Consider the following 13,216-nt stretch of genomic DNA (forward strand, 5'->3'; position numbering starts at 1 on the left):
CCATGCTGACACCGCAGGCCATTCGCGCCGTCGTCGAGCCCGCCCTGGCCGAAGACGCTCCGTGGGGCGACGTGACGAGCGAGCTCCTGATCCCCGCGGACGCGACCGCTACCGCAGTTCTCTCCGCGCGCGAGCCGGGCGTGTTCAGCGGCGGCACGGTGTTCGCCGCAACGATGACTGCTGTCGACCCCGCACTCTCGATCTCTCTCACGCGAGCTGACGGCGAGATCTTCGAGACGGGCGCGACGCTGGGCACAGTGACGGGTAACGCGCGCTCGATTCTGCGCGCGGAACGTGTGGCACTGAACCTGGTGCAGCGGATGAGCGGAATCGCCACCCTCACCGGCCGCTACGTCGCGGAGGTGCGGGGCACCGCGGCTCGCGTGGTGGACACCCGCAAGACCACGCCCGGCCTTCGCGCGCTCGAGCGCCATGCCGTGCGCAGCGGTGGCGGTCACAACCATCGCTTCTCGCTCTCCGATGCCGTTCTCGCCAAGGACAACCATCTCGCGGTGCTCGTCGCGGGCGGCCAGGACCTCACCGGGGCACTACGGGACGCGCGCGCCCGCCTTTCACACACGACCCATTTCGAGGTCGAGGTCGATCGGATCGACCAGATCGAACCGGTGATCTCCGCCGGAATCGACACCATCATGCTCGACAATTTCTCCCTCGACGAACTCCGAGAGGGAGTGGCACTCGTCGCCGGGCGCGCACTCGTCGAGGCCAGCGGCAACGTCACCCTCGACACCATCCGCGCCATCGCGGAGACAGGTGTCGACATCATCTCTGTCGGCGCCCTCACCCACAGCGTTCGTGCGCTCGATTTCGGGCTCGACGTGCGGCTGGACGGCATCGAGACAGACGACAGCGAGGCGACACGGCCATGATCTACCTCGACTCCGCGGCGACCACCGCCATTCGGCGCGAGGTGATCGAGGCCATGTGGCCCTACCTCACCGGGGAGTTCGGCAATCCGTCGAGTCATCATCCGCTCGGCGAGTCCGCGGCGAATGCGCTGGCCGCGGCCCGCTCGACCGTGGCGAAATGGCTGGGCTGCCGGGCGTCCGAGGTCATCTTCACCTCGGGCGGAACCGAGTCAGACAATCTCGCGATCAAGGGGATGGCGCTTGCCTCCCCGCGCGGTCGACACATCATCACCACGCCGATCGAGCACGAGGCGGTGCTCGAGTCTTGCGCCTACCTCGAGCGCCATCACGGCTTCGAGGTGACGATGCTCAGCGTCGATCGCGAGGGGCTCGTCGATCCGGTGGAACTGGAGTCCGTCATCCGCGCCGATACGACACTGGTCTCGGTCATGTACGCGAACAACGAGGTCGGCACGATCCAGCCGATCGCGCGCATCGCGGAGGTCGCGCGCGGGGCCGGAGCGCGGATGCACAGCGACGCCGTGCAGGCCGCCGGTGCGCTGCCGCTGGATGTCTCGGCACTCGGCGTCGATGCGCTCAGCATTTCAGGGCACAAGCTCGGCGCCCCCAAGGGCGTCGGTGCGCTGTTCCTTCGCGGGGCGGTGCCGATCGAGGCGGTGCTGCACGGCGGGGGGCAGGAGCGCGGTCGCAGGTCCGGCACGGAGAACGTGGCCGGCGCAGTGGGGCTCGCGGCGGCACTCGTGCTGGGCGAGCGCGTTCGTGAGGCGGATGCGGCTGGTCTCGCGAGCATCCGAGACGCGTTCATCGACGAGGTGCTTGCTACTGTGCCGGATGCCGTTCTCACGGGACACCGCACGCAGCGGCTTCCCGGCAACGCGTCATTCTGCTTCCCCGGCACGAGCGGCGAGGCCGTGCTGCTGCAGCTGGAGCAGCACGACATAGTCTGCTCGAGTGGATCGGCCTGTGCGGCGGGCAGGGACGACCCGTCTCACGTGCTCATCGCAATGGGGTTCGAGCCCGCGGTCGCGCAGACGGCCGTGCGCTTCAGCTTCGATGCCACAACCACGGCTGAACAATTGCACGAGGTGGCCGAGAGCCTGCGTGAGGCCGTGCTCGCGGTGCGCGCCGTCGGTGCTGCCAGTCGCGGCTGAGGCGCCGAACCGTCTCGGTACTCTGGCTGCATGCCGGCCGTCTCTCCTATCCGCACCGCACCGTCGTGCTGCGCTACCGTGAACGCGTGGCTGCCGTGAGTCCCCAGTCCGCGCCGTCAAGCGTGCGCAGCCTCGCGAGGGTCGCGGCGATGCTCGGCACGCGCTCCGCACCCTGGTTGCTCACGACGTGAACGCTGCGCGTGCTCTTCGGGGTGTGCGGGCGGGTCACCGCTCCTGCGGGTATCGCGGTCGTCGCGAGGGCGAGTCGAGGCAGCATGGCAACGCCAAGGCCGTTGGCCACAATGTTGAGCACCGCACTCGCGTTGTCGGTTTCGTAACTGATCGTGGGCTCGAATCCGGCCACCTGGCACACGGCCATCAGGTGACCGCGGCAGCGCGGACATCCGGCGATCCATCGCTCGTCCCGCAGGGCTTCGACGTCGACAACGGGCAGCTCCGCCAGCGGATGATCTGCAGGGATGACCACCACCATCTCTTCGGTGAAGAGCGTCTCGACCCCCAGGCCGTTCGCGCTCTCACGGTGCGGATCGGCACGGTCGTGCAGGTAGCTGAAGGTCACGGCAAGGTCGACGCTGCCATCTCGAAGCAGGCCGACGGCCTCCGGAGGTTCCGTCTCGAGGTAGCTGAGCTGGATGCCGGGGTGCGTCTTCGCCATCGAGGCAAAGAGCCTGGGCACGATCGTCGAGGACGCCGTGGGGAAGGCCGCGAGGCGAACGGTGCCGGTGCGCAGGCCGGCGAGATCTGCGAGGTCGCCGGATGCCGCATCCAGCGCCGAGGTGATCGTGAGCGCGTGTCGCGCAAGAACCTGTCCGGCCTCAGTCAGCCGCACCGATCTGCCGACCCTCGTGACGAGGGGGAGCGAGAGCCTCGTCTCTGCGCGTTGCAGGTGCTGGCTGATCGCGGGCTGGCTGTAGCCGAGCGCTCGTGCGGCGCCGGTGATGGTGCCGGTTTCGGCGATAGCTCGCACGATGCGAATGGAGTGCAGATCGAGGTCGACGTCACTGTCGTGGTTCATACTCAAAAGCATAATTCAGAGTTATGGATCGTATGCAAAGGATGCCCTTGTCGCATGTGTAAGCCGGGGCCATGCTGGAGAGATGACTACCGCACTCTCGGCCACAAGCCGTGCCATATCTCCCTCACTGCAGCGGGCTATCGACAGTTTTGAAGCACCACGAGGCTTCCTCGCCGTCGCATCGATCGGCCTGCCCACCGCCGCCTCGATCGCCGCCCAGAAGCACGATCTCGACCTCTGGTCTTCAGCCAACCGTGACCCCATGGACTACGACGCTGTCCTCGAGCGCACGCGCGGCTACTACGCAGCGCTCGTCGGCGTCTCGCCGGAGCGTGTGGCCACCGGCTCGCAGACCTCGGTCATGGCGAGCCTCGTCGCAGCGGCGGTTCCTGACGGGGCCGAGGTGCTGTGCGTGAATGGCGAGTTCTCGTCGATCGTGTTCCCGTTCCTGCAGTGGGGTGTTCGCATCCGCTACGTCGCCGTATCCGAGCTTGCGGACGCCATCACCGACGACACCTGGCTCGTCGCGTTCTCGCACGCCCAGTCGTCGTCGGGGGAACTGGCGGACCTGCCCGCGATCGCGGCCGCCGCGGCCGTGCACGGCACCCATACCCTGTGCGACTTCACCCAGTCTGCCGGGGTTCATCCGGTGAATGCATCGCTATTCGACGTCACGGTATGCCACGCGTACAAATGGCTGTGCAGCCCGAGGGGTGTCGCGTTCATGACCGTGAGCGAGCGCTTCCAGGAGCTCATGAGGCCGCTTCAGGCGGGGTGGTACGCCGGTGAGGACGTGTGGGGCTCCTGCTACGCGCCGAACATGAAACTTGCTGCAACCGCGCGACGTTTCGACGTGTCGCCTGCGTGGCCCGCGTGGGTTGGTGCCGAACCCGCGATCAAGATGTTCTCCGAGCTCGACATCGCCGAGGTCTGGGCGCGCACGAGCGGGCTCGGCGACCTGCTGTGCGATGCGCTCGGGGTCCCGGAGCAGCACCAGGCGATCGTGACCTGGCCGGATGTCGACGGCACCGACCTGCACAAGCTGAATGCCGCCGGCATCCGGGTCTCCGGTCGCGCCGGCAGGCTCCGCGCATCCTTCCACCTCTGGAACGACGAGTCGGACGTCGCGGCCGTCATGGCCGCCCTCCGCTGAGGCACTCGTCGCCGCCCCTCCGCCCCTCTCCCGGGTTGTTTTCGGAAATTCAGGACTGTGGTCATCTTCCAGGGCGAGAAAGGTCCTCAGCGCGGCCGAGTGAGACCGTTGTCCTGAAATTCCGAAGGGTGCACCGCAGATAGGCTGGGGGTCTACCTTTCGACCGTGCACCCAGCGCGGCTGACCTTTGGAGTTTCTGTGGCAGGCACACCGTCATCGCTCGATCCCGTCATCAACCTCGCCAAGCGGCGTGGGTTCGTGTTCCAGGCCGGTGAGATCTATGGCGGCTCGCGCTCCGCGTGGGATTACGGGCCTCTCGGCACCGCTCTCAAAGAGAACATCAAGCGCCAGTGGTGGCAGTTCATGGTGCAGGGCCGCGAAGACATCGTCGGGCTTGATTCCTCGGTGATCCTGCCGCGCAAGGTGTGGGAGGCCTCCGGTCACGTCGAGGTGTTCACGGATCCGCTGGTCGAGTCCCTGCACACGCACAAGCGCTACCGTGCCGATCACCTGCTCGAGGCCTACGAGGAGAAGCACGGGCATCCGCCGGTCAACGGCCTCGCGGACATCAAGGACCCTGACACAGGGCAACCCGGCGCGTGGACGGAGCCGCAGAACTTCTCCGGCCTGCTCAAGACCTATCTCGGCCCTGTCGACAACGAGGAGGGGCTGAACTACCTCCGTCCCGAGACCGCACAGGGAATCTTCGTCAATTTTGCCAACGTGCTCGGTGCCTCGCGGATGAAGCCGCCGTTCGGCATTGCACAGATCGGCAAGAGTTTCCGTAACGAGATCACGCCGGGCAACTTCATCTTCCGCACGCGCGAGTTCGAGCAGATGGAGATGGAATTCTTCGTCGAGCCGGGCACCGACGAAGAATGGCACCAGTACTGGATCGACGCGTCCCTCAAGTGGTACACCGATCTCGGCGTGAACCCCGAGAACCTGCGGCTGTACGAGCATCCCAAGGAGAAGCTCAGCCACTACTCGAAGCGCACCGTGGATGTCGAGTACCGCTTCCGTTTCGCCGGCAGCGAGTGGGGAGAGCTGATGGGCGTCGCGAACCGCACTGACTTCGACCTGAAGACGCACTCCGAGGCATCCGGCGCGGACCTGTCATACTTCGACCAGGCCAAGAACGAGCGCTGGATCCCGTATGTGATCGAGCCGGCGTTCGGCCTGACGCGCGCACTCATGGCGTTCCTGGTGGACGCGTACCACGAGGATGAGGCGCCCAACACGAAAGGCGGGGTCGACAAGCGCACGGTGTTGCGCCTCGATCGCAGGCTGGCGCCCGTCAAGGTGGCTGTGCTTCCGCTCTCGCGTAACGAGCAGCTCTCGCCGGTTGCGAAGGCTCTCGCGGCGGACCTCCGCACGTACTGGAACATCGACTTCGACGATGCGGGAGCCATCGGCCGCCGCTATCGCAGGCAGGACGAAATCGGCACGCCGTTCGCGATCACGGTCGACTTCGACACCCTCGAAGACAATGCTGTCACGGTGCGCGAGCGCGACAGCATGGCGCAGGAGCGCGTCTCGCTCGACCGCGTCCGCGGTTATCTCGCGGAGCAACTGCTCGGCGCCTGATTCCTCAGACGGCGCGCGGCCACGCGCATCCCCGGTTGTCGTTACCCAAGATCGCCCACTGCTTTCGGAAATTCAGGACTTTGGCCACCATTGCTGCAAGCGCGCCGCGCTGTTACGGGAGAACGACGATCTCTCGCGCGCCATTGTCCTGAATTTCCGAAAGTGCGAGCCTTGAGGCGTCCTGCACAGGGTCGGATTCCGGGGTGAAGTCCACAGTCTGTCTCGACAGCGACACGGCGTCGGGCGGGGTGGCAACACTGTCACCGTGCCGAACATCGCTGAGATCGTGGATTCTCTGGGCGGTTTCGCCCAGAAGCAGCAGCTGGTCGCTCGGGGTGCGCGCGACCTGGATCTGACGAGGGCGGTGAGAAGTGGAGAGGTGAGCAGGGCCAGACAGGGCTGGTATACCACGCTGCCAGCCAGTGATCCGCGCGTGCGCGCCGTGCGCGTCGGCGGGAGGCTGACGGGAATCTCGGCGATCATCGAGGCCGGTGGGTGGGTCTTGGGGGATCACCCCCTGCACGTCTCGGTCCGAGACAACGCGGCTCGTTTGCGGTCGCAGCACAACCGCCACGTTCGATTGACTGTGGCTGCCCCGGGCGGAGTGGTATTGCATTGGGATGCTGCAGAACTGAGCGAGCGAGGGACCGCAGCATCTGTCGGGCTGAGCGACGCGTTGTACCGCGTCATCCTCGACGAGGACCTTGAAACAGCGGTGGCCGCGCTCGACTGGGCGCTGAGAACTGGTGTACTCGACGAATACAGCTTCGAGGCACTTATTCGCCGGCTGCCTCAGGACTTTCAGTGCATCCGATTCTGGGTGGATCTCCTGTGCGATTCTCTGCCCGAAAGCCTTTCGCGTACGAGGGTGCGATTACGCGGACACATGGTCGTCAGCCAGGTGACGCTCAAGACCGAGGAACAGATCGATCTCCTAGTCGACGGCTGCGTCGCTGTCGAGGTCGACGGCGAGAAGTTCCACCTGACTCGTTTCGAGCGTGACCGGCACAAGGATGCGAACATCACCATCGAGAAGTTCTACTCGTTCAGGCCGACCGCCCGAATGGTGTTCTACGAGTGGGATGCGGTCATCCTGGCGATCGAGACCGCGATCTCGATGCACGTGCGCGCGCCACTCCTCGAAAATTCAGGACGCGGGACCTGTGTTCCGCCGAAGATCCCCGGAGCTGCGCTGCGACGGCGAAGGAGATCGCGCCGAAGTCCTGAATTTCCGAAACCCACGTCGCGGCGGAAACCGGGTGGGAGGGGAGACGGCAGCAGGGCTGAGGGCGCGGCGGCACCGGAAGTTGGGAATAGTTCGGCCCGAGGCGCGTTCTACCCAGCGTGAGCGAGCCCATCAAAGTAGACATCTGGTCAGACGTGCAGTGCCCCTGGTGCTACATCGGCAAACGCAAGTTCGAGGCGGGCGCAAAGGCGTTCGACGGCGAGGTAGAGATCGAATACCACTCGTTCGAGCTGGCCCCAGACACCCCCGTCGACTTCGACGGAACCCCGGTCGACTACCTCAGCCGCCACAAGGGAGTTCCGCTCGACCAGGCGCAGCAGATGATCGCGCGCGTATCGAGCATCGCCGCGAGCGTCGGCCTCGACTACGACTATGACCACATGCACCAGACCAACACGGTGAAGGCGCACGAACTCATCCACTACGCGAAGGCCCATGGTCGTCAGCTCGACATGAAGGAGCGCCTGCTCAAGGCGTACTTCATCGATGGCCGCCACGTGGGGCGCGTCGAGGAGCTCGCAGATCTTGCGGCCGAGATCGGACTCGACCGCGCAGACGTGGTGCGCGCCCTCGAGTCGAACGAGTACCTCGCGGACGTGAAGGCGGATGTCGCCCAGGCCAGCGAATACGGCATCCAGGGTGTTCCGTTCTTCGTCATCGACGGCAAGTATGGTGTCTCCGGCGCACAGGAAGCCGATACTTTCACCAGCGTGCTCACCCAGGTACGCGACGAAAGGGTGGCGGCACAGTGACGGATGCGACCACGGCTCCGTTCACGATGGTCGGCGACCCGGCTGCGGCAGCCTGTGGGGGTGACGCCTGCCTGATCCCGGGTGCTTTGGTGCAGCCCGCCGAAGTGCAGCCCGCCGAAGGGCGGCCCGCCGAAAGTAGCCCGACCCGAGCGCTCAGTCGCTGATGTCCGCGACGGTCGCACCCGCCCCGGCGACAAACGCCTGGGCATCCATGAACGCGCTGTAGCCCTGCTCGCCCGCGCCCATCGCGATCCTCCCGGAGAGCCTGGAGTCGACGAAGACCGGCCACGCCGTGCTGCTCCCCAGCGGCGTGATCGTACCGCGTTCGTAACCCGTGGCCTCGAGTGCGAGGTCTGCGGACGGCAGTTGGAGCCTGTTCACGCCGACCACAGCGCGCAGCTTCGACCACGAGATCTGCCTGTCGCCCGGCACGATGGCGAACAGGAAGGTCCCATCGTGACGCTTCACCACGAGCGACTTCGCGATGTCCCCTGGCGTGATGCCAAGAAGCGCCGCTGCGGCCTCGAGCGATTCGGCGGCAGGCCTGGCGACGACCGACACCTCGATACCGCGTGCCGCCGCATCGGCGAGCATGCGTTCGTGTCCGAAGAGCCCAGAAGACCCGGACGCCGCGGAGGACTCGGCCTGGCGGGGAGCATCCGACACGGAACACCGTCACTTTCTGGGAGAATCAACAAGTGACACCGATTACCGCCACCGACTCCAGACTACAGATCGGACCGATTCCGCTCAGCGTCCCGGTCGTCCTGGCGCCCATGGCGGGGATCACGAACACGGCCTATCGGCGGCTGTGCCGGGAATTCGGCGCGGGCCTCTACGTCAGCGAGATGATCACGAGCCGCGCCCTGGTCGAGCGCACGGCGATCTCCATGCGTCTCATCGGCCATCACGAGTCTGAGACGACGCGGAGCATCCAGCTCTATGGGGTCGACCCGAAGACCGTGGCCGAGGCGGTGACGATGCTGGTCGCGGAGGACCGCGCCGACCACATCGACCTGAACTTCGGATGCCCCGTCCCCAAGGTTACGCGCAAGGGTGGCGGCGCTGCGCTCCCGTGGAAGCTCGGGCTGTTCCGCGAGATCGTCGAGCGAGCGGTGCAGGCCGCGGGTCCGCTCCCGCTCACGATCAAGATGCGCAAGGGCATCGACTCCGATCACCTCACCTACCTCGAGGCCGCTAAGGCCGCCGAGGGCGCGGGCGTCTCCGCGATCGCACTACACGCTCGCACTGCGTCCGAGTTCTACAGCGGCCACTCGGACTGGTCGGCGATCGCGAAGCTCAAGGAGACGATCACGAGCGTCCCGGTACTCGGCAACGGCGACATCTGGTCCGGCGCCGACGGGGTGCGGATGATGGAGGAGACCGGATGCGACGGGGTCGTCGTCGGGCGCGGTTGCCTCGGGCGCCCATGGCTGTTCGGTGACCTTGCCGCTGCGTTCCGTGGCGAGACCGATATCGCCCGTCCGAGCCTCGGCACCGTCGCCGCGACCCTCCGGAGGCACACCGAGCTGCTCGTCGAGTTCTTCGACGGTGACGAAGACAGGGCCTGCCGAGACATCCGCAAGCACGTGTCGTGGTATTTCAAGGGCTATCCGGTCGGTGGTGACCTGCGCGCGAGCCTCGCCACGGTCGAGAGCCTGCAGCAGATGGACGACCTTCTCGGGCAACTCGACTGGTCGCAGGAATATCCGGGCGAGGCGGCGGAGGGGCCGCGCGGGCGTGCGGGCACCCCCAAGCGTCCTGCACTGCCGGAGCACTGGCTCGACAGCCACGAGCTCGGCGACGTCCATCGCGTCGAATTGGCCGACGCAGAGATCGACAGCAGTGGAGGCTGACTTCGACGTCGTGCCGTCGGGTTACGACGAGCGCGACGTTGCCAGATGGTTCCCCGAGGAGCATTCCAGCAGACGGAGTGATTTTGCGCGCGATCGCGCGAGGCTGCTGCATTCCAGCGCCCTGCGCCGGCTTGCCGCGAAGACTCAGGTGCTCAGTCCCACCGCCGGGTTCGACTTCGCCCGCAACCGGCTGACCCACTCGCTCGAGGTCGCGCAGGTGGGCCGCGAGCTGGCCACGCGGTTGGGACTCGACCCGGATGTCGTGGACACCGCCTGCCTCGCCCACGACCTCGGGCATCCACCCTTCGGTCACAACGGGGAACGCGCGCTCAGTGCCTGGGCGTCGGACATCGGCGGATTCGAGGGCAACGCGCAGACCCTACGTCTTCTCACCAGGATCGAGCCGAAGGTCTTCGGCGACGATGGCCGCCCCTACGGGCTCAACCTCACGAGGGCGAGCCTGGACGCGAGCTGCAAGTATCCGTGGCCGGCGCGCTCTGCGGTCGGCGATCCGAGCGGACGCGCGAAGTTCGGCTTCTACGAAGACGATATCGATGCGTTCCGGTGGCTGCGCGATGGCGCGCCCGACCGCACGTTGTGCATCGAGGCACAGGTGATGGACCTCTCCGACGACATCGCCTATTCGGTGCACGACTTCGAGGACGCGATCGCCACGGGATACATCAGCGTCGCTTCGCTCGGCGCGCGGGTCGACCACGGCGAACTGGTCGACTCGATGTTCGACTGGATCGGTGGCGAGCTGAGCCACGATGAATTGATCGCGGCGTTCGACCGGCTCGACTCGCTCAGGGTCTGGATCGACGAATGGGACGGTACCAGGCAGTCGCAGGGCAGGTTGAAGAACCTGACCAGCCAGCTCATCGGGCGATTCGCGGGTGCCGCGGTGGAAGCGACGCGGGCGACATACGAGGGCGGGCCATTCATCCGCTTCGGGGCCCACATCGTGGTGCCGCAGGAGATCAGGGCCGAGATCGCGGTGCTCAAGGGCATCGTCGCGGCCTTCGTGATGTCGCGGAACACCCGCCAGCCGATCTACGCAAACCAGAGGGACATCCTCACCGGGCTTGCGGACGTGCTGCTCGATCGCGGCCCGGATGCCCTCGACCCCGGTTTTGCGCAGGACTGGCACGAGGCAACGACGGATGCGGGTCGCAAGCGCGCGGTCGTCGATCAGGTCGCGAGCCTGACGGACCAGTCTGCGATCGCATGGCACACCCGACTGCTCGGCTGACCCCCGCCTGCCGTTCGGTCTGCTCGCGCTTTCGGAAATTCAGGACAGTGGCGGGGTGCCCACTCTCCGGCCGCGGTGACGTCGGGCCTTCCGTGCCCAGCAGGCAACCAAAGTCCTGAATTTCCGAAAGCATGCGCTGGACCGGCCGGAGGGTGTGCACAGACGGAGGCGGCGGGGCCTGGCAACCTAGAATCGGAGCATGCCCGGACTCATTCGCAGAAGCGACATCGATGAGGTGCGGGCGCGTGTCAACATCGTCGACATCGTCGGGGACTACGTCACGCTCAAGGGCGCGGGCGTCGGGTCCATGAAGGGGCTCTGTCCGTTCCACGACGAGCGAAGCCCGAGTTTTCACGTGCGACCCCAGGTGGGCAGGTACCACTGCTTCGGATGTGGAGAAGACGGCGATGTGTTCAGCTTCCTGCAGAAGATGGACCACATGACCTTCACGGAGGCCGTTGAGCGGATGGCCGCTCGCATCGGCTTCGAGCTCCACTACGAAGATGGCGGCCAGGCCAATGCGGACCACGGCAATCGGGCGAGGCTCCTGGCCGCGAACCAGGCCGCGGCCGAGTTCTTCGTCGCCCAGCTCGCGACGCCCGATGCAGAGCCCGGTCGCGTCTTCCTGGGGGAGCGCGGTTTCGATCCGTCCGCGGCGAAACGCTTCGGCATCGGCTTCGCGCCGAAGAGCTACGACGCGCTCAGCAAGCACCTGCGTGCCCTCGGCTTCACTGATGCGGAGCTGCTCGCCGCGGGCCTCACGGGCGAGGGCGATCGCGGTCCGTACGATCGCTTCCGCGGTCGGCTCATCTGGCCGATCCGCGACGTCACCGGGCAGACCCTCGGCTTCGGGGCGCGTAGGCTCCTCGACGACGACAAGGGCCCGAAGTATCTCAACACCCCGGAGACCGCGATCTATCACAAGTCGCAGGTGCTCTACGGGCTCGATCTCGCCAAGCGTGACATCTCCCGCGGCCGCCAGGCGGTCGTGGTCGAGGGCTACACGGATGTCATGGCCTGCCATCTCGCCGGCGTCACCACCGCGGTCGCCACCTGCGGCACCGCGTTCGGCGTGGACCACATCAAGGTGATCCGCCGCGTGCTCGGCGACGTGGCCAACTCGGACACGACCGGCACAGGCGAGGTCGTCTTCACCTTCGACCCGGATGCCGCGGGCCAGAAGGCCGCGAGCCGCGCCTTCAGCGAGGAGCAGCGCTTTGCCGCGCAGACCTTCGTGGCCGTTGCCCCCGACGGGCTTGACCCCTGCGACCTCAGGCTCCACCGCGGAGACGACGCGGTTCGCCGCCTGATCAGGAGCAAGCGGCCGATGTTCGAGTTCATGGTGCGGCGGCTTCTCGCGGACCACGATCTCGACACAGTGGAGGGCAGGGTGGCGGCGCTGCGCGCGGCTGCTCCCGTGGTTGCGGGCATCCGCGACCAGGCGTTGAACGTCGGCTACGTACGCAACCTCGCCGGATGGCTCGGCATGGATCCGGCAGAGGTGTCGCGGGCGGTCTCCGCCGCGAGGTCCTCGGCGCAGGCAGGGCAGGGAAGGCGCGGCAGTCAAGGTGAGCGCCAGGTGCCGGAGCACTTCACCACCGAGCAGTCCTGGGCCCGCGATGGCGCGCCCGAGGCCGAGGCGGTCCACGAAGCCGGCCCGTCTCTCATGCAGTTGCCGACCGATCCGGTGACGCGCCTGGAGCGGGACGCCACCATGGCCATCCTGCAGCAACCCGCAGCCGTGGGGCGCGAACTCATCGACCGTGCTGGCCAGGTCGCATATGCGAATCCATCGCTCGCCGTTGTCCGCGACGCGATCGTCGCGAGCATGGAGGTCGTTGACAGTGCGGGCTGGCTTGACCGCGTGATCTCCGAGGTGCCCGGCCCATTCGCGACCCTCGTGAAGGAACTCGGCGTCGCGCCGCTGCCTGAGCGTGACGGCCGCGAGCTCGAGATCTACTGCCAGGGCGTCACGACCGACCTGATCAGCAGGGACCTCCTTCGGCGAAAGGCGGAGATGCTCGGGCGCCTGCAGCGAACGGATGCCGTGGCCGACGCCGAGCGGTACCGCGAGATCCAGCGTGAGCTGGTCCGTATCGAGACCGAACGCCGCGCCCTGCGCTCGGAGTGACGCCGGTCAGTCCGGGCACTCCAGATGGTGGATCTGCGCGCGCAAAGCGACGCACATGCACTATTTTTCCGCGAGATGTGTGCTAGACGCTCATAAACATTGCACAACGGAATCGCGTGGGATTCGCCGAGTGAAGCTTCTTTGTGTTACCAAGGATTCATA

At 66.5% G+C, this 13,216-nt stretch carries 11 protein-coding genes; 9 read left to right on the forward strand and 2 right to left on the reverse strand.

Annotation, left to right across the window (positions count from 1 at the left end; genetic code table 11):
• Positions 1 to 2: 2 nt before the first annotated feature.
• Positions 3 to 890 (forward strand): carboxylating nicotinate-nucleotide diphosphorylase, encoded by an 888-nt coding sequence (gene nadC, locus ABUA28_RS05435; RefSeq protein ID WP_349903283.1) that lies wholly within the window; start codon positions 3 to 5, stop codon positions 888 to 890.
• On the forward strand, positions 887 to 2,041 hold the full coding sequence (locus ABUA28_RS05440) for a cysteine desulfurase family protein (RefSeq protein ID WP_349902931.1): 1,155 nt from the start codon (positions 887 to 889) through the stop codon (positions 2,039 to 2,041). The genes nadC and ABUA28_RS05440 overlap by 4 nt, the downstream gene beginning before the upstream one ends.
• Before the next feature lie 73 nt (positions 2,042 to 2,114).
• Here the strand turns inward: ABUA28_RS05440 and ABUA28_RS05445 are convergent, their stop codons facing one another.
• Positions 2,115 to 3,077 (reverse strand): LysR family transcriptional regulator, encoded by a 963-nt coding sequence (locus ABUA28_RS05445; RefSeq protein ID WP_349902932.1) that lies wholly within the window; start codon positions 3,075 to 3,077, stop codon positions 2,115 to 2,117.
• 82 nt (positions 3,078 to 3,159) lie between these two features.
• Here ABUA28_RS05445 and ABUA28_RS05450 point away from each other — a divergent pair, with 82 nt between their 5' ends.
• The 4 genes from ABUA28_RS05450 to ABUA28_RS05465 all read left to right on the forward strand — a co-directional run bounded on the left by ABUA28_RS05450 (position 3,160) and on the right by ABUA28_RS05465 (position 7,815).
• On the forward strand, positions 3,160 to 4,230 hold the full coding sequence (locus ABUA28_RS05450; protein ID WP_349902933.1) for an aminotransferase class V-fold PLP-dependent enzyme: 1,071 nt from the start codon (positions 3,160 to 3,162) through the stop codon (positions 4,228 to 4,230).
• Positions 4,231 to 4,428: 198 nt separating this feature from the next.
• Complete coding sequence (locus tag ABUA28_RS05455; RefSeq protein ID WP_349902934.1) at positions 4,429 to 5,817, forward strand: glycine--tRNA ligase; 1,389 nt, start codon at positions 4,429 to 4,431, stop codon at positions 5,815 to 5,817.
• A gap of 265 nt (positions 5,818 to 6,082) precedes the next feature.
• The gene (locus ABUA28_RS05460; protein WP_349902935.1) at positions 6,083 to 7,165 is read left to right on the forward strand and encodes a hypothetical protein; all 1,083 of its coding nucleotides are present in this window, start codon (positions 6,083 to 6,085) and stop codon (positions 7,163 to 7,165) included.
• Positions 7,162 to 7,815: a DsbA family oxidoreductase gene (locus tag ABUA28_RS05465; RefSeq protein ID WP_349902936.1), complete on the forward strand. Its 654-nt coding sequence runs from the start codon at positions 7,162 to 7,164 to the stop codon at positions 7,813 to 7,815. Before ABUA28_RS05460 ends, ABUA28_RS05465 begins: the two co-directional genes overlap by 4 nt.
• Positions 7,816 to 7,968: 153 nt before the next feature.
• On the opposite strand, the gene ABUA28_RS05470 is transcribed toward ABUA28_RS05465, so the two are convergent.
• Positions 7,969 to 8,409 (reverse strand): aminoacyl-tRNA deacylase, encoded by a 441-nt coding sequence (locus ABUA28_RS05470; RefSeq protein WP_349903284.1) that lies wholly within the window; start codon positions 8,407 to 8,409, stop codon positions 7,969 to 7,971.
• A 104-nt stretch (positions 8,410 to 8,513) separates the two neighbouring features.
• On the opposite strand from ABUA28_RS05470, the gene dusB reads away from it, so the two are divergent.
• The 3 genes from dusB (at position 8,514) to dnaG (ending at position 13,054) form a co-directional block, all read left to right on the forward strand.
• Complete coding sequence (dusB, locus tag ABUA28_RS05475) at positions 8,514 to 9,671, forward strand: tRNA dihydrouridine synthase DusB (protein WP_349902937.1); 1,158 nt, start codon at positions 8,514 to 8,516, stop codon at positions 9,669 to 9,671.
• A complete protein-coding gene (locus ABUA28_RS05480) occupies positions 9,661 to 10,923 on the forward strand; it encodes a deoxyguanosinetriphosphate triphosphohydrolase (protein WP_349902938.1) in 1,263 nt (420 codons plus the stop codon). The genes dusB and ABUA28_RS05480 overlap by 11 nt, the downstream gene beginning before the upstream one ends.
• Before the next feature lie 199 nt (positions 10,924 to 11,122).
• A complete protein-coding gene (gene dnaG / locus ABUA28_RS05485; RefSeq protein WP_349902939.1) occupies positions 11,123 to 13,054 on the forward strand; it encodes a DNA primase in 1,932 nt (643 codons plus the stop codon).
• Positions 13,055 to 13,216 lie beyond the last annotated feature (162 nt).

The organism is Parafrigoribacterium humi (genome assembly GCF_040227205.1).
Lineage (GTDB): Bacteria > Actinomycetota > Actinomycetes > Actinomycetales > Microbacteriaceae > Parafrigoribacterium_A > Parafrigoribacterium_A humi.

Excerpts from the sequence above, each read along its gene's own strand:
- nadC (WP_349903283.1), top strand. The coding sequence starts at position 3 with ATGCTGACACCGCAGGCCATTCGCGCCGTCGTCGAGCCCGCCCTGGCC.
- ABUA28_RS05440 (WP_349902931.1), top strand. The coding sequence starts at position 887 with ATGATCTACCTCGACTCCGCGGCGACCACCGCCATTCGGCGCGAGGTG.
- ABUA28_RS05445 (WP_349902932.1), bottom strand. The coding sequence starts at position 3,077 with ATGAACCACGACAGTGACGTCGACCTCGATCTGCACTCCATTCGCATC.
- ABUA28_RS05450 (WP_349902933.1), top strand. The coding sequence starts at position 3,160 with ATGACTACCGCACTCTCGGCCACAAGCCGTGCCATATCTCCCTCACTG.
- ABUA28_RS05470 (WP_349903284.1), bottom strand. The coding sequence starts at position 8,409 with ATGCTCGCCGATGCGGCGGCACGCGGTATCGAGGTGTCGGTCGTCGCC.
- dnaG (WP_349902939.1), top strand. The coding sequence starts at position 11,123 with ATGCCCGGACTCATTCGCAGAAGCGACATCGATGAGGTGCGGGCGCGT.